The sequence below is a fragment of the Pantoea cypripedii genome, assembly GCF_011395035.1.
Classification (GTDB): Bacteria; Pseudomonadota; Gammaproteobacteria; order Enterobacterales; family Enterobacteriaceae; genus Pantoea; species Pantoea cypripedii_A.
The window spans coordinates 173,557-195,007 of sequence record NZ_CP024769.1; the positions used below are offsets into that span (position 1 = coordinate 173,557).

At 56.2% G+C, this 21,451-nt stretch carries 19 protein-coding genes; 7 read left to right on the top strand and 12 right to left on the bottom strand.

The window, feature by feature from the left end; translation table 11 throughout:
• Positions 1-50: 50 nt before the first annotated feature.
• The 3 genes from CUN67_RS21205 to CUN67_RS21215 all read left to right on the top strand — a co-directional run bounded on the left by CUN67_RS21205 (position 51) and on the right by CUN67_RS21215 (position 3,433).
• On the top strand, positions 51-992 hold the full coding sequence (locus CUN67_RS21205) for a 2-hydroxyacid dehydrogenase (protein ID WP_208717436.1): 942 nt from the start codon (positions 51-53) through the stop codon (positions 990-992).
• Positions 993-1,115: 123 nt separating this feature from the next.
• On the top strand, positions 1,116-2,294 hold the full coding sequence (locus CUN67_RS21210; RefSeq protein ID WP_208717437.1) for an NAD(P)/FAD-dependent oxidoreductase: 1,179 nt from the start codon (positions 1,116-1,118) through the stop codon (positions 2,292-2,294).
• Between the two features lie 110 nt (positions 2,295-2,404).
• Positions 2,405-3,433 carry a Gfo/Idh/MocA family protein gene (locus CUN67_RS21215; RefSeq protein WP_208717438.1) on the top strand — a complete coding sequence of 343 codons (1,029 nt, stop codon included), beginning with the start codon at positions 2,405-2,407 and terminating at the stop codon, positions 3,431-3,433.
• On the opposite strand, the gene CUN67_RS21220 is transcribed toward CUN67_RS21215, so the two are convergent.
• Genes CUN67_RS21220 through CUN67_RS21250 form a run of 7 tightly spaced genes read right to left on the bottom strand, consistent with a single transcriptional unit; the run spans position 3,417 to position 10,322 of the window.
• Positions 3,417-4,355 (bottom strand): oligopeptide/dipeptide ABC transporter ATP-binding protein, encoded by a 939-nt coding sequence (locus CUN67_RS21220; RefSeq protein WP_208717439.1) that lies wholly within the window; start codon positions 4,353-4,355, stop codon positions 3,417-3,419. The genes CUN67_RS21215 and CUN67_RS21220 overlap by 17 nt on opposite strands.
• The gene (locus CUN67_RS21225; protein ID WP_208717440.1) at positions 4,348-5,334 is read right to left on the bottom strand and encodes an ABC transporter ATP-binding protein; all 987 of its coding nucleotides are present in this window, start codon (positions 5,332-5,334) and stop codon (positions 4,348-4,350) included. Before CUN67_RS21225 ends, CUN67_RS21220 begins: the two co-directional genes overlap by 8 nt.
• Positions 5,334-6,227, bottom strand: coding sequence for a D,D-dipeptide ABC transporter permease (gene ddpC, locus CUN67_RS21230; RefSeq protein WP_208717441.1), 894 nt, complete (start codon positions 6,225-6,227; stop codon positions 5,334-5,336). Before ddpC ends, CUN67_RS21225 begins: the two co-directional genes overlap by 1 nt.
• Positions 6,224-7,246 (bottom strand): ABC transporter permease, encoded by a 1,023-nt coding sequence (locus CUN67_RS21235; protein ID WP_208717442.1) that lies wholly within the window; start codon positions 7,244-7,246, stop codon positions 6,224-6,226. Before CUN67_RS21235 ends, ddpC begins: the two co-directional genes overlap by 4 nt.
• Positions 7,247-7,292: 46 nt before the next feature.
• On the bottom strand, positions 7,293-8,858 hold the full coding sequence (locus CUN67_RS21240) for an ABC transporter substrate-binding protein (RefSeq protein WP_208717443.1): 1,566 nt from the start codon (positions 8,856-8,858) through the stop codon (positions 7,293-7,295).
• 13 nt (positions 8,859-8,871) lie between these two features.
• The gene (gene ddpX / locus CUN67_RS21245) at positions 8,872-9,447 is read right to left on the bottom strand and encodes a D-alanyl-D-alanine dipeptidase (RefSeq protein ID WP_208717444.1); all 576 of its coding nucleotides are present in this window, start codon (positions 9,445-9,447) and stop codon (positions 8,872-8,874) included.
• Positions 9,448-9,455: 8 nt separating this feature from the next.
• Positions 9,456-10,322, bottom strand: a complete 867-nt coding sequence (locus CUN67_RS21250; protein ID WP_208717445.1) for a MurR/RpiR family transcriptional regulator — start codon at positions 10,320-10,322, stop codon at positions 9,456-9,458.
• Between the two features lie 341 nt (positions 10,323-10,663).
• On the opposite strand from CUN67_RS21250, the gene CUN67_RS21255 reads away from it, so the two are divergent.
• Both CUN67_RS21255 and CUN67_RS21260 read left to right on the top strand, forming a co-directional pair.
• Complete coding sequence (locus CUN67_RS21255) at positions 10,664-10,882, top strand: hypothetical protein (protein ID WP_439332289.1); 219 nt, start codon at positions 10,664-10,666, stop codon at positions 10,880-10,882.
• Positions 10,883-11,167: 285 nt separating this feature from the next.
• Positions 11,168-12,334: an MFS transporter gene (locus tag CUN67_RS21260; protein ID WP_208717446.1), complete on the top strand. Its 1,167-nt coding sequence runs from the start codon at positions 11,168-11,170 to the stop codon at positions 12,332-12,334.
• Between the two features lie 75 nt (positions 12,335-12,409).
• Here CUN67_RS21260 and CUN67_RS21265 read toward each other — a convergent pair whose 3' ends face one another.
• Complete coding sequence (locus CUN67_RS21265) at positions 12,410-13,267, bottom strand: helix-turn-helix transcriptional regulator (RefSeq protein ID WP_208717447.1); 858 nt, start codon at positions 13,265-13,267, stop codon at positions 12,410-12,412.
• A 116-nt stretch (positions 13,268-13,383) separates the two neighbouring features.
• Here CUN67_RS21265 and CUN67_RS21270 point away from each other — a divergent pair, with 116 nt between their 5' ends.
• Together CUN67_RS21270 and bamA are read left to right on the top strand one after the other, a co-directional pair.
• Positions 13,384-14,793: an MFS transporter gene (locus CUN67_RS21270; RefSeq protein ID WP_208717448.1), complete on the top strand. Its 1,410-nt coding sequence runs from the start codon at positions 13,384-13,386 to the stop codon at positions 14,791-14,793.
• A gap of 231 nt (positions 14,794-15,024) precedes the next feature.
• Entirely contained in the window at positions 15,025-17,463 is a 2,439-nt protein-coding gene (gene bamA / locus CUN67_RS21275; protein WP_208717449.1) for an outer membrane protein assembly factor BamA, read from the top strand.
• Positions 17,464-17,672: 209 nt separating this feature from the next.
• On the opposite strand, the gene CUN67_RS21280 is transcribed toward bamA, so the two are convergent.
• Genes CUN67_RS21280 through CUN67_RS21295 form a run of 4 tightly spaced genes read right to left on the bottom strand, consistent with a single transcriptional unit; the run spans position 17,673 to position 21,451 of the window.
• Positions 17,673-18,761 carry an ABC transporter ATP-binding protein gene (locus CUN67_RS21280; protein WP_208717450.1) on the bottom strand — a complete coding sequence of 363 codons (1,089 nt, stop codon included), beginning with the start codon at positions 18,759-18,761 and terminating at the stop codon, positions 17,673-17,675.
• 2 nt (positions 18,762-18,763) lie between these two features.
• Positions 18,764-19,717 (bottom strand): carbohydrate kinase family protein, encoded by a 954-nt coding sequence (locus tag CUN67_RS21285; protein WP_208717451.1) that lies wholly within the window; start codon positions 19,715-19,717, stop codon positions 18,764-18,766.
• On the bottom strand, positions 19,714-20,553 hold the full coding sequence (locus CUN67_RS21290; protein WP_208717452.1) for a carbohydrate ABC transporter permease: 840 nt from the start codon (positions 20,551-20,553) through the stop codon (positions 19,714-19,716). The genes CUN67_RS21285 and CUN67_RS21290 overlap by 4 nt, the downstream gene beginning before the upstream one ends.
• On the bottom strand, positions 20,543-21,451 hold the full coding sequence (locus tag CUN67_RS21295; protein WP_208717453.1) for a carbohydrate ABC transporter permease: 909 nt from the start codon (positions 21,449-21,451) through the stop codon (positions 20,543-20,545). The genes CUN67_RS21290 and CUN67_RS21295 overlap by 11 nt, the downstream gene beginning before the upstream one ends.

Sequence of the window (21,451 nt, forward strand, 5' to 3'; positions counted from 1 at the left end):
ACGTTAATCCGTTAGTCTGAGGATGAACCCAATTTATCGCGGAAAGAAAAATGCCAACCACACAACCTGAAATCCTTATTATTCAGCCGTTGATGCCGCTGCTGGATGAAAAGCTGACGCAACATTTTCACTGCCATCGCTTATATGAGCATGATGATGCGGCGTTATTTTTGCAGCGCGAGGGAAAGTCCATCGAGGCAATTGTCACGCGGGGTGACGTTGGGGTGGATAATTCTCTGCTGGCGCAATTACCGGCCTGTAAAGCGATTGCCGTTTTTGGTGTCGGTACCGATCGTATTGACCTTGCCAATGCCGCATCACGCCAGATACAGGTCAGTATCACCAAAGATATTCTGACCGATGACGTGGCGGATCTGGCGCTGGGACTGACGCTGGCCTTTTCCCGTAAATTGCTGCATTACGATCAGTTTGCCCGTTCCGGCCAGTGGGAAGTGCAGGCTCCGGCGCTTTCCAGCAAAGTCAGCGGCAAAAAGCTCGGCATCGCCGGGCTTGGCGCGATTGGTCTGGCGATTGCCCGCCGCGCAGAGGCCTTTGGTATGGAGGTGGCCTATACTGCCCGTAGTGCCAAAGCGGTGAGCTATCGTCGCTGCGATAATATCGAACAACTGGCGGCATTCAGCGATTTTCTGGTGCTGGCTCTGCCGGGTAGCACGGAGAATCAGCATATTGTCGATAAAACCGTGCTGAAAGCGCTCGGTGCCGAGGGGGTGCTGATCAATGTGGCGCGCGGCAATGTGGTTAATGAAACGGATCTGATTGCGGCATTACAGCAGGGGGTCATTAAGGGCGCGGCACTGGATGTTTATCCGCAGGAACCGATTATTAACCCAGCCCTGTGTGCGCTGGAGAATGTGATATTAATGCCGCATATTGCCAGCGCTACCTATGAAACGCGTGAGCAGATGGCAAATAATGTGCTGGAGAACCTGTTGTCTTATTTCTCCACCGGAGAAATTGTCAGCCCGGTATAATTTTATTATCTGACTTCAGAAGAAAAACTTATATCCATTGTGGCAATGCAGCTGGCGGGAATTTACTTTCCGCTGGCCGCTATTGATTATGATATGGTTGATTTTTTTTTCAGGGAGCCAGATATGACAGCGCAAAAAATTGCAGTGATTGGTGGTGGCGTCATCGGCATGGCGGTAGCGCGTGCGCTGGCCTTGCAGGGCGTGCAGGTCACCATTTTCGAGCAGCAACATATGGGCGCAGGTACCAGCAGCACCTCGTTTGCCTGGCTTAACTCCAATGGCAAACAACCCGAGAGTTATCACCAGCTTAATGTGCTGTCGATGGAAGAACACGTGAAATTGCAGCTGTCGCATCCCTCGGGCTTGCGCTGGCTGGAAACCTGCGGCACCTGGGAGTGGGCCTCGGAGGCGGGGCAGGCAGAACTGCAGCAGCGGGCCGCACGGCTGCAATCTATGGGTTATCCGGCGCGGGAAGTGACGCTGGGCGAATTGCAGCGCGAAATCCCGGAATTGCGCAGTGCGGCGGTCAGCGGCAGCCTGTGGCATTTCCCTGCGGAATCATTGCTTTATCCCTCACTTTATCTGGCGCGGTTATGGGCTGATGCCCGTGCCTCCGGTGCGATATTGCACCAGCATTGTCAGGTGACAGCTGTGCAGGAGAGCGCCAGCCAAGTCCGTTTACAGCTGGAAAACGGCGAACACTGGCAGGGTGATCGGCTGGTGGTGGCGACCGGACGCTGGTCTGCCGAACTGCTGGCACATCTCGGCCTGCAACTGGCGCTGACTGACGCTACCCAGCCCAATAAAATCGGCTGTAGCTTCCTCGCGCGAACCGCGCCGCAGCCGTTATCGCTCGGCACCAACCTGATTTCACCGCAGTTGAATGTGCGTCCGGATGGCGGCGGTCGCCTGCTGTTACAGGCGCTGGATATGGATGACCAGGCCGATCCCGCCGCGCCACCCGCGACCGACAGCGACCTTGCCAGACAAATGCAGGCGCGTTACCGCGAATTGTTTGATGACGCCGGTTCGTTGCAAATTGAGCGCATTGTGGTGGGCCAGCGTGCACGTCCGGCAGATGGCTTACCGGCGCTGGGATTTGTCACACCGCATCAGCGGGTGTATCTCGCGGTGATGCACAGCGGCATGACGTTGTCGCCGCTGATTGGTCGCCTGGTGGCGGAGGAATTAATCAGTGATGCTCCCAATGCTTTGCTGCATGATTTCCGTCCGCACCGGTTGCTGGGCAAAACCGCTGCGGATTTCCCCACACCTGTTCATTACTTCCCGGCTGCGCAGTAATAATGTTCCGAAACTCTCAATTATGAAATGTTCGTGTTGTTTAACGGTGTATTTTTGCTATCGTTTGCAATGATGCATCATCAACAACTTATGCCGTTCACGGAGGGAATATGAGAGTTGGATTAGTGGGTTATGGTACTGGCGGTCAGAACTTCCATGCACCATTTATTTCAGCAACTGAAGGATTGGAACTGGCGGGTGTAGTGGCGCGCGCACCTGCCACGATTGCCAAAGTCAGAGCTGATTTCCCGGATGTCCCCATCTACCCCAGCCTGACAGCGTTGCTGGCTGCCGGGGTGGATATCGTCACCATTACCACGCCACCTCAGACGCGCCGTGAACTGGTGCTGGAAGCGATTAGCGCGGGCGTGGCGGTGATTGCCGATAAACCCTTTGCTCCGGACGCAAAAACCGGGCGTGAGCTGGCTGCTGCTGCTCGCGCAAAAGGCGTGGTGCTCGGTGTTTATCACAACCGTCGTTTTGATGCGGATATGCAGACGTTACGCCAGCTGATTGAACAGCAAAAGGTCGGCAAGTTATGGCGCTTGCATAACCGTATGGATCTTGATGAGCCGCACACGCTGGAAGGCGGTGAAACGGGTGGGTTGCTGCGCGATATGGGTAGCCATCTGGTGGATCAGGCGATGTGGCTGATGGGGCCGGTGACCGCAGTGCTGGCGCATCTGGATATTGTTGATCGTCCCGAAGGGCCGACGGATGCCAGTTTTGTGCTGACCTTAACCCACAGCAGTGGTGCCCATTCTTATATTTCCTCAAGTAAAATCAATCATCTGGCGATGCGTGAGCTACGGTTATACGGTGACAAGGGCAGCTATGTTGCTCAGGGATCGGATGTGCAGGCGCGTGCGATCTATGCCGGTCAGCGTCCACTGGATGATCGAGCCAACTGGGGATTTGAACCCCCGGAGCACTGGGGCACGCTACATACCGCGGCAGGGGATGAAAAGATCCCGTCAGCGCAGGGGGCATATCATGATTATTACGCCGCGTTTGCGGCGGCGGTGAAAACCGGCAGTGCTCCGCCGGTTACGACGGAGCAGGCGATTAGCGTGCTGGAAGTGCTGGATGCGGCATTTGTTAGCGCGCGTGAAGGGCGGATTGTTAGTCTGAACCCGTAACCTGCCAGCAACGTACCGATCGTTCTCCTCCGATCACCCGCAGCGTCTGCGGCTGCCCACATCCCTCATTTGCCTGCGGGCAGCGATCGCGAAAATAACAGCCCGCAGGCAGGATACGGTTGCCGGGGAGATCGGTTTTACGTAACGCGATATGCTCCGCGAGGGGTTGGTGAATATCAGGCACCGAAGCCAGCAGCAGCCGGGTATAAGGATGTTGTGGCTCCGATAAGACCTGCTCCGCCTGACCCAGCTCGACAATTTGCCCCAGATACATCACCGCCACGCGGTCGCTCATATGGCGTACAACGGATACGTTGTGTGAGATCAGCACATAAGTCAGGTTGCGCTGCTGTTGCAGCGTGACCAGCAGATTGAGGATCTGAGCCTGTACCGAAATATCCAGCGCCGAGGTGGGTTCATCCAGCACGATAATATCCGGGCTGGAGGAAAGCGCCCGGGCGATAGCGATACGCTGACGTTGTCCGCCAGAAAAAGCGTGTGGCAGGCGATCAAGATATTCCACGCGAATCCCCACCAGTTGTGCCAGCTCTGCCGCCAGCTGTCGGCGTGCGGATTCCTTCAGGCGCTGCTGAATCCATACCGGCTCGGTGATAATGCGCCACACCGGCAGGCGCGGGTCCAGCGAGGATAGCGGGTCCTGAAACACCATTTGCATCGTGCTTTTGGCCTGTCCGCTACGCTGACACTCACCCTGCTGTGGTTGCAGCATACCCATCAGCAACTGGGCGAGGGTGCTTTTTCCGCAGCCCGATTCGCCGACAATTCCCAGCGTTTCGCCGCGTTTTAGTTGCAGATCGAGCCCATTCAGCGCATGGGCCTGTTCAGTCACACGACCCAGCCAGTTACGGCGCAGCGGAAAGTTGACGTGCACATCGCGCAGTTCCAGCAACATATCAGACATAGGCGTTCTCCTGTTGCGGATACCAGCAGGCGGTAAACTGGCTGGCGTTGCCGCAGGGTTGCAGCGTGGGGATTTCAGCGCAGCGTGGTCCGGCGGCGAAGCAGCGATCGCGGAAGGCACAGCCTGTCGGCAAATGCGCCAGATTGGGTACGGTGCCGGGGATCGCGGGCAAGGTTGAGCGTGGTGCGCGCTGTTCCGGTGCACACTGCAATAACCCCTGGGTATAAGGATGAACCGGGTGGCGAATCAGATCCTGAGTCGCGCCACGTTCAATCACGCTACCGGCATACATCACGTACAAGCGATCGCATAACTGCGACACCACCGCCATGTCATGGCTGATAAACAGTACCGAGGTGCCGCTGGTACGCGCTTTTTGCTTCAGCAGGCGCAGCACCTGAAGTTGCACCGTCACATCCAGCGCGGTGGTCGGTTCATCGGCGATGATCAGCGTCGGGTCACAGGAGAAGGCCAGCGCAATCATCACGCGCTGGCGCATGCCGCCCGAGAGTTCAAACGGATAGCGTTTCATCACCTGCGCGGCATCGGGGATTTGCATCTCCTCCAGCAGGCTGATGGCTTTTTCTTGTGCAGATTTGCGTGTCAGCGCCTGGTGATGACGGATCACCTCAATGATTTGCCGACCAATGCGTCGGGTCGGGTTGAGTGCCGTCATCGGTTCCTGAAAAATCATCGCCACGCGCGAGCCACGCCATTGTCGTAGCTGCTTTTCGCTGGCGTGTAACACATCTTCCCCGAGTAGCGTGACCTCACCCTGTGGCACGCGATAACGTCCCTCTGGCAGCAGACGCATGGCCAGCATCGCCGTGACCGATTTCCCGGAGCCAGACTCACCCACCACACCCACAATCTCGCCACGTCCCACATTCAGCGACACATGATTCAGCGCGTGGACTTCGCCCTGATAAATCGGGAAGCTTAACTGCACATCGCGCATTTCCAGTACCGGAGCCACCATCAGTGTTGTCCTCCCGTTTTTGGATCAAGCAGGTCGCGCAGTCCGTCACCAAACAGATTAAAGCCGACCGCGGTGATCAGGATCGCCGCACCGGGGAAGGTGCAATACCACCATTGGTCCAGCACGTAATTACGACCGACCGCGACCATCGCCCCCCATTCGGCGGTGGGTTGCTGCGCGCCAAGGCCGATAAAACCCAGCGTTGCCGCCATCAGGATGGCGCTGCCAATATCCAGTGATGCCTGCACGATCAACGGCGGCAGGGCATTACGCAGGATATGCCAGCTGATCAGATGCCAGCGTGAGGCACCAAAGGTGCGTGCGGCCTGCACATAGGTAAACTGGCGCACGATCAGGGTTTGTCCGCGCGCCAGTCGCACGTAAAACGGGATACGCACGATGGCAATCGCCAGCATGGCATTCACCAGGCTCGGCCCCAGCGCCGCCGCCAGCGCCATGGTCAGCACCAGCGACGGAATCGATAACATGATATCCATCAACCGCATGATCAGCGCATCACCGCGCCCGCCCAGCACGCCGGAAAAGCAGCCCAGCAGCGAGCCAATCCCTCCGGCAATCACCACCACCATCAATCCCGCCACCATGGATTGCTGGCTGCCAACCAGTACGCGGCTGAACAGGTCGCGACCCACTTCATCGGTGCCGAACCAGTGCAGCGCTGAGGGTGCCTGCAACCTGGCGGTGAGATCCAGCGCATTGGGATCGTAAGGTGCCAGCCACGGCGACAGCACCAGCAACATTAACATCAGCAGCATAATCAGCCCCCCCACTAAGGTGAGCGGGCTTTGGCGCAGCAGCCAGAAGGTTCGTTTCAGGCGGGCAGGCCAGACTTTGCTGCGGCGCACACGCGGTTCGACTTCCGTCATCATCATGCGTCACCTCCGCGACCGATGCGCGGGTCGATCCACAGGTAGATCAGATCCACCGCCAGATTGACCAGCACATAAACAAAAGAAACCACCACGGCAAAACCCATTACTGCCGGGAAATCGAGTGCCTGGATGGAGGCCACCACCCATGCGCCCATGCCGGGCCAGGAAAATACGGTTTCAGTGAGGACGGCACCGTACAACAGGTCACCCAGCGCCAGACCCAATACCGTGACGGAGGGGATCAGTGCGTTTGGCAGGGCATAACGCAGGATGATCACCCGATTCGGTAACCCGCTGGCACGCGCGGTACGGATATAGTCTTCGCTGAGTTGTTCCAGCATCGCGCCACGGATCTGGCGCGCCACAATGCCAAGATGAACAAAGGCCAGTGTCAGCGAGGGCAGAATCAGATGCTGGAGCGCATTGAAAAATACGTCGCTGTCGCCCGCCAGCAAGGCATCAATCGTGTAAAAGCCGGTGATCCGAGCGGGCGGATCGAGCCAGTCATCCAACCGTCCGCCGCCGGGTAACAGTTGCAGATGACCGTAGAACAGCACAATTACCCCCAGTCCGAGCCAGAAGGCCGGGGTAGAAATGCCGGTGATGGCCAGCAGACGGACCAGATGATCCAGCCAGCGATTGCGATACACCGCCGACAGCACGCCGAGCGGAATGCCAATCAGCAGCGCCAGCACCAACGCACAGCTGGCCAGTTCCAGTGTGGCGGGGAAAAAGGTACGCATCTCCTCCAGCACTGGGCGTCCAGTGCGGATCGAGGTGCCAAGATCGCCATGCAGTAAGGCCATGACATAGCGTCCGAACTGCACCCATAAAGGTTGATCCAGCCCGAGTTGCTGACGGATATGCTGCACAATCGCCTCACTGGCCCGGTCTCCGGCCAGCAGGCGCGCCGGATCGCCCGGTATCAGGTGCGAGATAATAAAGGTGATCACGCAGACCCCAGCGACGACCAGGAAAAGTCCCCAGCAGCGCTGGCGTAAAATTTGCCAGAGTGTCATCGGCGCTCCCTGACGGCGCCGTTACCGACGCCGTGTGTTGAGTGGCTTACTTACTCATGCTGGCGATGTTAAACACCTGTTCCAGCATCGGGTTAAATACATAACCTTTTACCTGCTTGTTCATCGCCAGCTGGTAGTTCTTCTGGAACAGATAAACGTAGGCAGCTTCGTCGATGACGATTTTCTCCGCCTGCTGATAATCTTTGGTGCGCGCCTGCTGATCGGTGGTGGCCAGCGCACTTTTCAGCAGCTTGTCCACTTCGGCGTTTTCATAAAAGGAACGGTTACCCGGCAGGCCTTTCTTATCCGACTCGAACCAGTAGTTCATAAACATGTAGGGGTCGGCGAAGTCCGGACTCCAGTTACCGATGGCGATGTCATAATCCCCTTTGCCCACGCGCTCACGCATGGTGGCGTTCGCCAGCTTCTCCAGCTTCACGTTGACACCGATCTTGCTCAGGCTGGCCTGGGTGGAAAGGGCAATCGGCTCCCAGTTGGGATCGTTATCTGAATAGAGGAAGGTCAGGCTGGTGGGTTTCTGTGGCACTTTGTCCAGTGCGGCTTTGGCTTTCGCTTCATCCATGCTGTATTGCATGGCGGAGGCATCATAGCCCCACATCCCGTCCGGAATCGGGCCGCGCATTTGTTTGCCGTTACCGCTAAGAATGCCTTTTACCATGCCCTGATAATCGGTGGCCCAGGAGATCGCACGACGCAGATCGACCTGACTCATCGGCCCCTTGCCGTTGTTGAGGTAGAGATAAGTCACGCGCAGCGACGGATATTCTGCCACCTCGACTTTGCCTTCCTGCTTCAGGGCAGTGAGTTGATCGACCGGCAGTGAGTCAGCGATATCGATATCGCCGCGTGACAGTTGCAGACGGCGCGAGGCGCTTTCACCAATGATTTTTACTGATACGCGTTTAAACGCGGGTTTCGCACCGGCGTAATGTGGGTTCGGTACCAGCACCAGCTGCTGACCTTTCTGCCAGCTTTTCAACATAAACGGGCCTGAACCGGCGGTATGCTCAGCCAGATAAGCGCGCGCATCATCATCAGGGTGCGCTTTCAACACCGCCGGGTTAATGATCGAGGCACCGTCGTTCGCCAGGGTATACAGGAAAGGGGCGAACGGCTGGCTGAGGGTGAATTTCACCGTGTGCGCATCAATGACGTCTATTCTGAGGTCAGCCGGGTAAGCTTCTGCCGGGCCTTGTTTAATTTTCAGCAAACGTTCAAACGACGCTTTCACCGCGTCGGCAGTGACGGCGCTGCCATCATCAAATTTCGCGTTATCTTTTAGTTTGAAAGTCCAGGTTTTCTGGTCTGCTGATGCCTGCCAGCTGGCGGCCAAATCACCCTCTACTTCGGTAGAGCCTTTGCCATCCACCGTTTTGTAGCGCACCAGACGCTGATAGGCCGGGTAGGTGACGGTCCAGTCGTTATTATCAATGGTGACCGCCGGATCGAGGGTTTGCGGATCGGCGGCTTTGCCGATCACCAGCATATCTTTTGGCACCGCCGCCTGCACGGCAGCAGGAAGGGCGAGTGCCAGCGCGCTGGTCAAAAGGGCCGGACGTAACAGCGAACGGAACAGGTGTGTCGTCTTCATCGCAAAGCTCCAGTTAACAGGAAAGAAAGGTGTTGTCGTAACAGGAAAAACGATCGTCCAGCAGCGGATAACGCAGCGCATCAGGTAGTTCGAAATGCCACCATTCGCTGCTCATGCCAACAAAGCCGCCGCCAAACATAATCGCGTTGAGTAACAGACGATTACGCTGTGCCGCGACCGGCACGGAAGGATGGTACTGATGAGAACGTTCATGCATCTCATCAAAACCCGCACCCATATCGAGGATTTGCCCGTGCGGGTCCATCAGCGTGAGGTCAATGGCAACGCCGCGACTGTGATTGGAACCGAGGGTGAGATCGGCGACATATTGCGGGTCGGGACAGGCTTGCCACAGCAGTGCCTGTGCCTGACGTGGACGATAAGCGTCATAGACGCGCAGTTGCAGACCGGCCAGCGCAGCAATGGCGAGGCTTTTTTCCAGCGCGGTAACGGCGTCGGGGTGCAGCAGGCAGCGCGCTTCGCGGTAAATGGGGCGTCCGGTGATGTTATCGTCCGTGGCGTATTTCAGATCGATCAGCAACTCTGGAAAATGCTGCGCGAGATCGACCAGTTCACAATTGTCAGACATAGCAATCCTTAACGTTCAAATTGACCAAATTCCTGCTGCAACTGGCGATTGGTCGCCAGGCGAGTGGCCAGGCCATCGCCCAGTTGATCGACCACACCCGAAAGCAGCAGATTAAACAGACAGGAGATTGGTGCCAGCGAATCCCAGAAATGGCCGGTATCGGTTTTCACCTGCAATAAATCCAATGGGTAATCACGCGCCCACGGGCACCAGATATCGGTAATCAACGCCAGTGCCACCTGTTGTTCGCTGGCGACACGACAATACTGGCGTGCGATGGCGGAGTAAGCGCGCGTGTCAGTGATCACCACATAGGGGCGTTCGAAACCCGAGTTGAGTGATTCCACCCAGCTGCCGGACAACCCTTCGGCATAGCTGACGCGCGGACGCAAATATTCCAGATGGCTGAAAAAGGCGTTGGCGATACCACGCGTGGACTGAATGCCGAGGACAAACACCGCATCGGCGTGGGTGAGCTGCTGTACCACGCGCTGGAAAACGTCGCTCTGCGCCAGTTGATAAACGTGCTGGATGGCATCCAGCTCCAGATCCAGCGACTGTTGTGAACGACGCGGCAAATGGTTTTGCTGCTGCCAGGCATCGAGACGTTCGTTCATGCCCCAGGCCTGATAAGGGATGGCTGGCAGGTCGCGCAGGCTTTTCTTCACGTCGTCGAGGTTGCGATAACCGAGTTTGCGCAGATAGCGGCCAACGGTGATACCTGTGGTGCCGGTGGCACGGGCGATACTGTCCGCTGTTTCAAACGGAATCTGCGCGCTGTGCGTCAGCAACCAGCTGGCAATACGCCGGGCACTGGGCGTTTGCTGGCTGAAACTGGCTTCAATGCGGGCGATCAATTCGGGTTTTGCAGTCATCGCGGCCTCCGTGTTAGCGGGCTGTCATCGGCTGACATCCTGTTAGTTAAATAACAATGCAGAACGCGTGCCAATGTCGCAGGGCGCAAAAAACCGGCGAAATGATGGCGAAGTGAATTAACAACAGATCAACATTTGTGCAGCGTAGTTCACTTTTGGTGCAATACGGCAGCAGGTGAAGTCGATTCTGTGCGGCGGGTCAGACATTTTCGCGGTCACTAACGGCAAAGCGCGAATTGGTTATTTTTTGTCCCGAATTAAATTCTATTCTGACGCAAATCAATAAAACTTATATCTGATGGCTCAACCATGGAGATCAAATCACAGATGAAGAGGAGGTTATGATGCGTAACTCAGTCATGACGTTGCCGGAAATGGCACGCTATCTGGGGGTTCCGCCAGCGACCTTAGCGCGGGCGATTTGCAATCGCGGTACGCTGGAGAGACTTCCGCTACCAGAAGCGGTAGATGAAGATGTTCCCCTGTCGCGCCGTTGCTGGTTCCCGCATGACGTAAGGCAATTCCGCCATGCGCTGCAACGGGCAAGACATGGAGGTTAGTCACGCACAAGTATATTCCCGCGTGTTGGGAAAGGGGTGAGGCAATGGTTGATGTGACCTCACCCTGAAAGCGCCTGAATCCCCGCCGATGACAAACATCTGAAAATTCACACCCCATCCCCTGCCTGATTTTTTCCTGACTATTAACCGGATACCTCGACTTTCATCCATTGCACTGACAAAACATTGAGTCGGTCAGGGACGGGTCTGCCACAGACCCGGCGGTGGCATGACGCCATAAACGCAAAAATCCAATATCGTGGTCACTCAGGGAGGAGAGTAAATATGCGCAGTACCTCTACGCCGTTTATCCTGCTGGGAACGTTGTTTACCGCTGGAGGATACGGTGGCACGTTCCTGATTTCTGCCTGGTTCCGTGCCCAGGGTGGCAGTGATATTGATACCGGAAATGCCCTCAGCATGGCATTGGTTGGGACGCTGATGGGCGTCCCGCTGGTCGGCTGGTGTGCCGGTAGAATTGATGCGGCCAGGCTGGCAGCAGTAGCTGCACTGGTGCTGGCCGGAGGTTATGTGCTGCTGGGCAATCTGCCCGGTCTGCATCCTGATTCTCTTCCCCGGCTGGCGACGTTACTGATGGGACTGGGGTGGGGCATGTTTTACCTTGCCGCACCGCTGGCGTTGTCGGAGCGTCTGACTGACGCTGAGCGCGGATCCGGCTTTACGCTGTTTAGCGCCTTTCAGATGACCGGGATTTGCGGGAGTCCGGTATTGCTGGGAGCAGTGATGGTGCACGCGGGATTATCGCTGCAAACCACGTTTCTCTGTGTAGCCGCGATGGGGGGCGTGGCTTGCCTGCTGCTGATGATCTTTGGCTCCAGGGAGCCGCGACCCGGCGTTGAGCGCAATTTGCGCCCCTGGGTGCGGAAGTTGCCTGCGCTGGTGGCGGGAGCCGCGCTGCGCCCGGTGATGATGGTCGGTCTCGGAGGGGCGGTGTTCTCTGGAATGATGGCGTTCCAGGTGTCTCTGACGGAAGGAACAAGTGTCAGTGCCGGAACATTCTTCACCGTACATGCGGTGACTGCCGTTGTCGCTCGCCTGTTGCTGGTGCGACGTTTGCCCACCTGGCCACGTTTACCACTGATGGTGGGGTTGCTGGGCTGTCTGATTGCGGGGTTGATTTGCCTGCTGGGGCTGGCAATCCATCCCGCGTTCCAGATTGCGGCCGGGATGTTGACCGGTGGCGGTTATGGTCTGCTCTATCCGGTGATTCAGACCTGGGCGGTTAACGACTCACCGCCGCCGGATCGCCACGCAGCCCTGACATGGTTTGTGGTGTCATATTTTGTCGGCATATTTGGCTTTCCGGTTTTCGGCGGCTGGCTGCTGGTGACCGCAGGCAAAAGCGCGTTTGTCTGGTCGCTGGTGCTGCTGGCGCTGCTGGAACTTGCGGTCGCCGTGGTGAGAAAACCACTCGTCGGGTACGCTCTGTAGGGTCGGCATTCATGCCGACCAGGCCAATAACGCACGTTTTCGTAGCGGCGCGATGTATCGCGCAATGGTGCATTGTTACGCCGGGGCGATTAGCTGCTGTAATGATGCCGCGCTGGTGGCATCGTCAGGCACATAAACCAGCAAACGGTCACCGTTGCGCGAGGCCGACCACCAGTTGTTCTGGCGCAACGTCATTTCCCCCACGCTGGCGCGGTGAAAACGCTTCACGCGGTTTTCCACTTTACCCAATTCATAACGCTGCCAGGTGCGGCCAAATTCGTCGGAACTGGCGAGCAAGCGAGCAAGAAAACTTTCCCAGTGTGGATCGCCGAGGTGTTCGCCCATCTGCCCGCGAAACATCGCCACCATTTGCGGCATGACTTCCTCCCAGTCGGCCATGGCAGCACGCCAGGCAGGATGATTGAACGCCAGCCAGATGCAGTTGCGATCCTCCGGGGCAATCTCTGCCATGTTCACCCCCATCAACTGACACCATGCGGCGTTGTAACCCAGGATATCGAAGCGGGGTGTTTCGATAATCGCCGGTAACTGGATGGCATCCAGCATTTGCTGATTGTGTTCGGCAATTTTGCAGCAGGCGGCCGCTACGCGCACCGAGGGCAGAATATGCCCGGCAAGGGAGAACAGGTGCTGAGTCTCCACATCGTTGCATTGCAGCGCGGTGGCGATGGCGGTGAGGGTTTTCGGCGAGGCCTTGATATCGCGCCCCTGTTCCAGCCAGGTGTACCATGTCACCCCCACATCGGCCAACTGAGCCACTTCTTCACGGCGTAACCCCGGCGTCCGGCGGTGGCGCATACGCGGTAGCCCCAGCCGGTTCGGATCGAGACTTTCCCGGCGTGTGCGCAAAAAGGTGCCGAGTAATTTACGGTTGTGATTGGCGGTGTTGCTGGCCAGTTGCGCGGTAATCATCAGCAGAACTCCTGACAAGACGGGTAGTATTTATACCATGATAAACAAGCACTGGTACCCGTTTAATGGTTGGGTAATGCTATGCCCCACTGCACACAAAAACAAGGGCAAAACCGATGCATACATCGCAACTTCAACGAGCAGGATTGGTGGTCCTGCTTTCCGGGCAGCTGCTGCCTATGATCGATTTTTCAATCGTCAACGTTGCGCTTGACGCCATGGCGCATAGCCTGCGCGCTACACCAATTGAACTGGCGCTGATTGTGGCGGTTTACGGCATTGCCTTCGCCATTTGTCTGGCGATGGGCGGCCGCCTGGGGGATAACTATGGTCGCCGTCGGGTTTTCCTGGCAGGCGTCTGGACTTTTGGCATCGCATCTCTGCTGTGTGGCATTGCCAACAATGTGGGCATGCTGATGTTCGCCCGCGTGTTACAAGGGGTTGGTGCTGCATTTATCGTGCCGCAAATCCTCGCGACCTTACACGTCACCCTGAAGGGGCGGGCGCATGCGCGTGCCATCGGTCTGTATGGTGGCATTGGTGGGCTGGCATTTATTGTCGGCCAGGTGTTGGGGGGCTTCCTGATCAAAGCAGATATTGCCGGCTACGGCTGGCGCAGCGTGTTTCTGATCAACCTGCCGATTTGCCTGTTTGTGCTACTGACCGCGCGGCGCTTTGTTCCGGAAACGCACAATAACCAGCGCGTCGCCATTGATGTCAACGGCACGCTGTTGCTGGCCGGTGCGATAGGGTGCCTGATGCTGGCTCTGGCGTTGGGTCCGGTGCTGCATTGGTCATGGCCGTGCATCCTGCTGCTGGCGTTGTTCCCGCTGTTTCTGCATCGCCTGCGTCAAAGTTCATTGCGCCTTGAAGCCGCACAGGGTGCGCCGTTGTTACCGCCTTCGCTGATGCGTCTGCCGGGGGTGCGTTTTGGTTTAACCATGGCGGTGCTGTTCTTCTCCTGCTGGAGTGGCTTTATGTTTGCGGTGGCACTGACGCTGCAATCTGGCCTGGGGCTGAGCGCTTTTCAGTCTGGCAATGCCTTTATCGCGCTGGGGATCGCCTATTTTATCGGCTCGTTGCAAAGTACACGTATGGTCGAAAGGCGCGGGAAACGTGTCACGTTATTGACCGGTTGCACCATTCAGATGCTGGGGTTGCTGGCGCTGATCGCTACGCTGCAATATGCCTGGCCAAACGTGGGGGTGGTGACGTTGATCCCTTCCACCGTGCTGATTGGCTTTGGACAATCGTTTATTGTCAGCACCTTTTATCGCATTGGCATGACCGGCGTGCCGCATCATCAGGCTGGCGCGGGGAGCGCGATGCTGTCAACGGTGCAACAGTCGGCGCTGGGGTTAGGGCCAATGTTACTGGGGAGCATATTCACCCAACTCTATCTGCATGGCACTCATCTGTCGGCGATTACCGGCACCCTGATTGTCGAGTGGCTATTAATGGCAGTGCTGGTGGTGTTAACCAGCATCAACCGTCGCTCCTTTCAGACGGCGGCGGCAGAAGGTTAATTGTTTGCCTGGCGTAATTCTTCTGATTTGATTTAAGCAGCAGATTTTCAGCTTATTGTAAAATAACCGAAAATCGGCCTGTCGCAATGAATTTACCATAGGCTTTGCGGTCTTTTTTCCGGAACATAACGCCACTACCGATGGGCTGAACCATGTGTTCAGCCCATTTTTTGTGGTGCGGGAATCAAGGCATTCGCAACAGGCACAGGAATAACGGCAGGCTCATAGCAGATGAAAAAGATGTTAACCGGGTTACTTTTCATGGTAACCACCACTGCCTTTGGTGCAGATGATTTCACCCTCAGGGATATTCATTTTGATGGATTACAGCGTGTCGCACCCGGTGCGGCGATGCTGAGCATGCCATTGCGCGTCGGCGATCGTGTCAATGATGACGACATCAAAAATACCATTCGTGCCCTGTTTGCTACAGGCAACTTTGAAGATGTACAGGTGTTGCGTGACGGCGACACGCTGCTGATTAAGGTGAAAGAGCGTCCGGCAATTGCCAGCATCTCTTTCTCCGGCAACAAAGCGATTAAAGAAGAACAGCTGAAGCAGAACCTGGATGCGACCGGTGTACGCGTGGGTGAAGCGCTTGACCGCACCATGCTCTCGTCAATTGAAAAAGGTCTGGAAGATTTTTACTACAGCGTCGGCAAATATACCGCCAGCGTTAAAGCGGTTGTCACACCCTTGCCGCGCAACCGCGTCGATCTGAAATTTATCTTCACCGAAGGTGTCTCGGCTAAAATTCAACAGATCAATATTGTCGGCAATCACGCCTTTTCTGACGATGAACTGATATCGCGTTTCCAGTTGCGTGATGACGTGCCGTGGTGGAATTTTATTGCCGACCAGAAATACCAGAAAGAAAAACTCTCCGGTGACCTCGAATCGCTGCGCAGTTTCTATCTCGACCGTGGTTATGCGCGTTTTAATATTGACTCCACCCAGGTCAGTTTAACGCCAGACCGCAAAGGGATTTATATCACCGTTAATATTAACGAAGGCAATGTCTATCATGTCAGCGGCGTGGTGGTGAACGGCGATTTAGCCGGGCATTCTGCTGAGATTGAAAAACTGGCGCAAATCCCTAAAGGCGGTTTGTACAGCGGTGCGCAGATTACCCAGAATGAAAACGCTATCAAGAGCCTGCTCGGTCGTTATGGTTACGCTTTCCCGCAGGTTAGCACCCAGCCAGAAATCAACGATGCGGACAAGACGGTAAAATTGCACGTCAATGTGGATGCCGGTCGTCGTTTCTATGTACGCAAGGTGCGCTTTGAAGGTAATGACACCTCAAAAGATGCGGTACTGCGTCGTGAAATGCGTCAGATGGAAGGTGCATGGCTGGCAAATAACCTGGTAGATCAGGGGAAAGATCGCCTCAACCGTACCGGCTATTTCGAAACGGTGGATGTTGATACCCAGCGCGTGCCGGGCACCCCGGATCAGGTTGATGTGGTGTACAAGGTCAAAGAACGTAACACCGGCACGTTCAACATTGGTGTCGGCTATGGTACGGACAGTGGCGTAAGTTTCCAGTTGGGTGTCAGCCAGGATAACTGGATGGGCACCGGGAATACCGTTGGCTTTAGCGGCACCAAAAATGATTACCAGACTTATGTCGAAGTTTCGGCGACCAACCCGTATTTCACGGTGGATGGTGTTAGCCTCGGCGGCAAATTGTTCTACAACGATTATAAAGCCGATGATGATGATCTCTCGGAATATACGCTGAAAAGTTTTGGTGCGGGCAGTACGTTAAGTTTCCCGATCAGCGAAAATAACAGTATCAACACCGGCCTGGATTACGTGTATAACCGCGTCAGCAATATGGCTCCGCAGGTGGCGATGTGGCGTTATCTGGGTTCTGTAGGCATGCATCCTAAAGTGATCGAAACCAATGAAGATAGTGATGATGATTACTCAACCAGTTCTGAATCCATAACCGCGAATGATTTCTTCTGGAACGTTGGCTGGGGTTATAACTCGCTGGACCGTGGTTTCTTCCCCACCTCGGGTGTGACGGCAGGCTTTAACACCAAGGTCACCATTCCCGGATCGACCAACAGTTATTACAAAAGCACGCTTAGCGCCACCGGCTATCTTCCGCTCAGTAGCGATCATCGTTGGGTGCTGATGGGCCGTACTAAAGCCGGTTACGCCGATGGTCTGGGCGGCAAAGAAGTGCCGTTCTACGACAACTTCTATGCTGGCGGGTCCAGTTCAGTACGTGGTTTCTCATCCAACACCATTGGTCCGAAAGCGGCTTATTACAGTTGTACCGGTAGTGAAAGCAGCTACAGCAACTGTGCGGTCAGCAAATCGGATGATGCGGTCGGCGGTAACGCCATGGCCATCGCCAGTGCTGAGTTGATTGTGCCGACACCGTTTGTCAGCGAACGTTATGAAAATTCGCTGCGTACTTCGTTATTTGTCGATGCCGGTACGGTATGGGACACCAAATGGGAAAATACCGCAGCAACTCGCGCAGCAGGTATTCCTGATTATGGTGATCCGAGTGAAATCCGTGTTTCCAGCGGCCTGGCTTTGCAATGGCAATCGCCACTTGGACCACTGGTGTTCTCATATGCTGTGCCGATCAAGAAATATGAAGGCGATAAGTCTGAGCAGTTCCAGTTTAATATTGGTAAAACCTGGTAGCGGCGCGATTTATCGCGCCTCAACTAAACGACATTCTGCAAAGGGTTTTACAGTTTCTTTAAACGACAAAGACAGACGAATAAATCTGAACAGGTAAAATAGTCCACGTGCAATGCTCACGGAATGAGTGTTCGCGTCCATCGTTGTTATGCTATACAGATTTCTTAAATATTATTTCGCCACCCTCACTGAGGGTGGCTTTTTTATTCTCAGCTATTGGATTCATTTAAACGCTGGCCGGTTTCACTGTCGAAAAGATGTATTTTCTCGCTATTAAAACCCAGCATCAACGCATCACCACTGTTGGCGGCATGACGTCCGGCAATCTGCATATGCAATGCGTGGCCGTGCCAGTCGAGGTGCAGCAGGGTAGATTCGCCGGTGATCTCCACCACGTTAACCTGTGCCGGTGCGCCATTACTGACTTCACGCAGGTCGTGCGGACGTATCCCGATGGTGACAGTGTCACCGTCACGTTCACGCGCCACACCATGCCAGCGCGTGGGTAGCGGCTGCCATAAATCCTGACATTGCACACCGGGTACACCGTCGTGCGCAATCAGCTGCGCCGGTAACAGATTCATCGGTGGCGAGCCAATAAAACGTGCTACGAAGGTGTTGGCCGGACGATCGTAAATCGCCAGCGGTGCCCCCTGTTGCACGATATGGCCTGCCTGCATCACCACAATCTGATCCGCCAGCGTCATCGCTTCCACCTGATCGTGCGTGACATACACCATGGTGGTTTTGAAACGCTGATGCAGCGACTTAATCTCGGCCCGCAGCTCCATACGCAGCTGCGCATCAAGGTTCGATAGCGGTTCATCGAATAAAAATACCTGCGGATTGCGCACCATCGCCCGGCCCATCGCCACACGCTGGCGCTGTCCACCCGACAGGGCACGCGGATAACGCTGCAACAGCTGGTCGATGCCGAGAATCGCAGCAATACGCTGGATTTTGCTCTGCTGCTCCTCACGTTTGATCTTTTTGACCTGCATATGAAAGGCCAGGTTCTCGGCCACCGTCAGGTGTGGATAGAGCGCGTAGCTTTGAAACACCATGGCGATATCCCGGTCGGCGGGATCGCGATCGTTGATCTGTACCTGGTCCATCAGAATGGCACCTTCGGACAGACTCTCCAGCCCGGCCAGCAGACGCAACAGCGTCGATTTGCCGCAGCCGGAAGGCCCGACCAACACGGTGAAGCTGCCATCAGGAATGGTCAGATCGAGCGGATGCAGCACCGACTGCTTGCCATAGCGTTTGGCGACTTTGATCAGTTCAACACTGGCCATAATTACTGTTCCTTTGCCGAAGATTGGAGTTGTTGCCAGGTGGGGTAGCGTCGTGGCGCGGTGCTGATTGCCAGTGCGGCTACTGCGATCCCCCACTGAAGTGCCTGGGCGATATCCTGCTGATGCAGCAGTGCGGTCAGAAAACCGGCGTTAAAACTGTCGCCAGCACCGATGGTGTCAACCACCCTGACCGGCTGAGCAGGCTGGCTCAGGCTACGATCCTGCAACCAGCAGCGTGCGCCCTGTTCACCGCATTTCACCACGCAACCGCCGCGTCCGCTGAGTTGCAGCGTTAGCTGCATCGCGCTGGCGTCTAAGGATGCCGCCGCCCCCAGCCCGAGGGTTTCCACCTCGTTAAGCAGCAGCCAGTCGCACTGCGGCAACCAGCGGCTGATGTCCTGCTTAACCTGATCCGTCCAGCCTTGCGGGGGCCAGCCGGTATCCACGGCGATCAGGTAGCCGCGCAGGCGCAGTTCGCACAGCAGGGCAAGATATTCATCGTAAAGATGCAGACAGAGAAAGGTGCCGCACAGCAGCACGATATCACCGGCAGCGGCCTGCTCCGGCAACTGCTCCAGCACCTGCTGCGCCGTCAGTTGCACAATATGGCCGTAATTACTGATAAAGGAACGTTCATGATCGGAGTGCGTGACACCGACGGTCAGCGAGGTTTCGCTCTGGCTGCGCGGCCAGTACGCCGCGCTATGCGGGAAATAACCGGCCAGCCACTGGCTGAGACCATCGTCACCCTGGTTGGCGATGGCGCGGTGGCGCACCTGCATCGCTTCCAGCGCCAGCGCGCAATTGCCTGCCGAACCGCCTGGGCGTAATTCGCTGTTTTTGACCATCACTTCGGTCCCGCGCTGTGGCCACTGATCCAGCGTGCCCATAATCAAATCGACGTTAATGTTGCCCGCCACATAGAGCGTGGCGGTGGGTGTTGTTGTGCTGATCATCCCTTACTCCCGCCGCTGGCAAGTCCGCTGACCAGGGTTTTCTGTAGCCAGATAGCAATAAACAGCGGCGGTACCGAAGCCAGGATGCCGACTGCTGCAATCAAACCGTCATCGGTGGCACGTCCGGCGGTAAATCCGGCAATGGTCACCGGCAGGGTCTGCGCCGCGATATTGCTGGTGAACAACAGGGCATAGAAAAATTCGTCCCACGCCAGCAACCAGCCAAACAGCGCCGCGGCACCCAGTACGGGTTTCGCCAGCGGTAGCGTTATCCGCAGCAGCACCTGCCAGACACGCAGACCATCAAGGCGTGCCGCCTGTTCGATATCCTGTGGCAGGGCATCGAACTGGTTTTTTAGCATCCAGGTGAGGAAAGGTAAGATCAGCGAACAATAAACAATGATCAAACCGGGTCGGGTGTTGAGCAGGTCGAAATGCTGCAACAGAAAATAAAGCGGCAGCACAAAGGCGACCGGCGGCACCATGTAGATGGCAAGGGAGGCAAACAACCAGCCGTCGCGCCCACGATAGCGTGAGAAACTGAACGCTGCCGGAATCGCCAGCAGCAAACAAATCACCGTCGCCCCGGTGGCGACGATCAGACTGTTGCCCAGGGCGTGCAGGAACAGGGTGCCAGGCTGATCCGGTGCCAGCGACAGCAGCCTGCCGTAGCGGGTGAAGTCCCACTGACGCGGCACCCATTCCAGCGGTACACGCGTAAGGTCGCTGGTGGCACTGACACTCATCAGAAACAGCCAACCCATCGGTGCCAATACCGAAATGGCGACCAGCAGCGCGGCGACGTATTTCGCCACCGTGCGTAATTTAGCCTTCATAGGCACTCCCACGGCGACGTTGACGCCACAACAGCAACATGTAAATGGTGATCAGCACCGCACAAACCAGCGTCATTAAGATGGCGTAAGCCGCGCCACTGCCAGCGCGCAGATAACTGAACGACTCCTGATAGACGTAAAAGCTGAGGGTTTTGGTGCTATCGACCGGTCCGCCACGCGTCATCACGTAAATAATGTCGAAGATTTTAAAGGCATCGATAGTACGCAACACCAGCGCCACGCTGAGCGGGCCGACAATCGCTGGAAAAGTAATCACGCGGAAACGTCGCCAGGCCGATGCGCCATCCAGCCGTGCGGCCTCAAACAGATCGTCAGGGATCGATTGCAGCGCGGCCAGCACCAGCAGCGTGACCAGCGGATAGTTTTTCCAGATATCCGCTAACATCACGGCGTTAAGGGCGGAATCCGGTGAACCCAGCCAGCTACGATAGCTATCAATAATGCCCAGCTGGGTTAGCAGCGCATTGATGCTGCCATAATCCGGGTTGAAGTTAAGTCGCCACATCATGGCGTTAACGATGGTGGGGAGTGCCCACGGCAGGATCACCAGCACACGTAAGACGTTACGACCGATGAATTTCTGATTGAGCAGCAAGGCAACCAGCACCCCAATCACCCCTTCAATGGCGACCGACACCACGGTGAAGTAGAGCGTGCGCCAGAGCGAGGACTGAAAATCTGCATCGGTGAGAGCAAAAAGGTAGTTATCCAACCCCACCCAGCCGGGAGCCTCACCGCTGCCGATCAAAGCGGCATCGGTGAAACTGAGCCAGATGGTGCGTAGCAGAGGCCAGGCGGTGAGCAGCAGCATCACCAGTAACATGGGTGCCAGTAGCACCCATGCCTGCCGCTGTTCGCGTTGACGCAAACTCAGCAT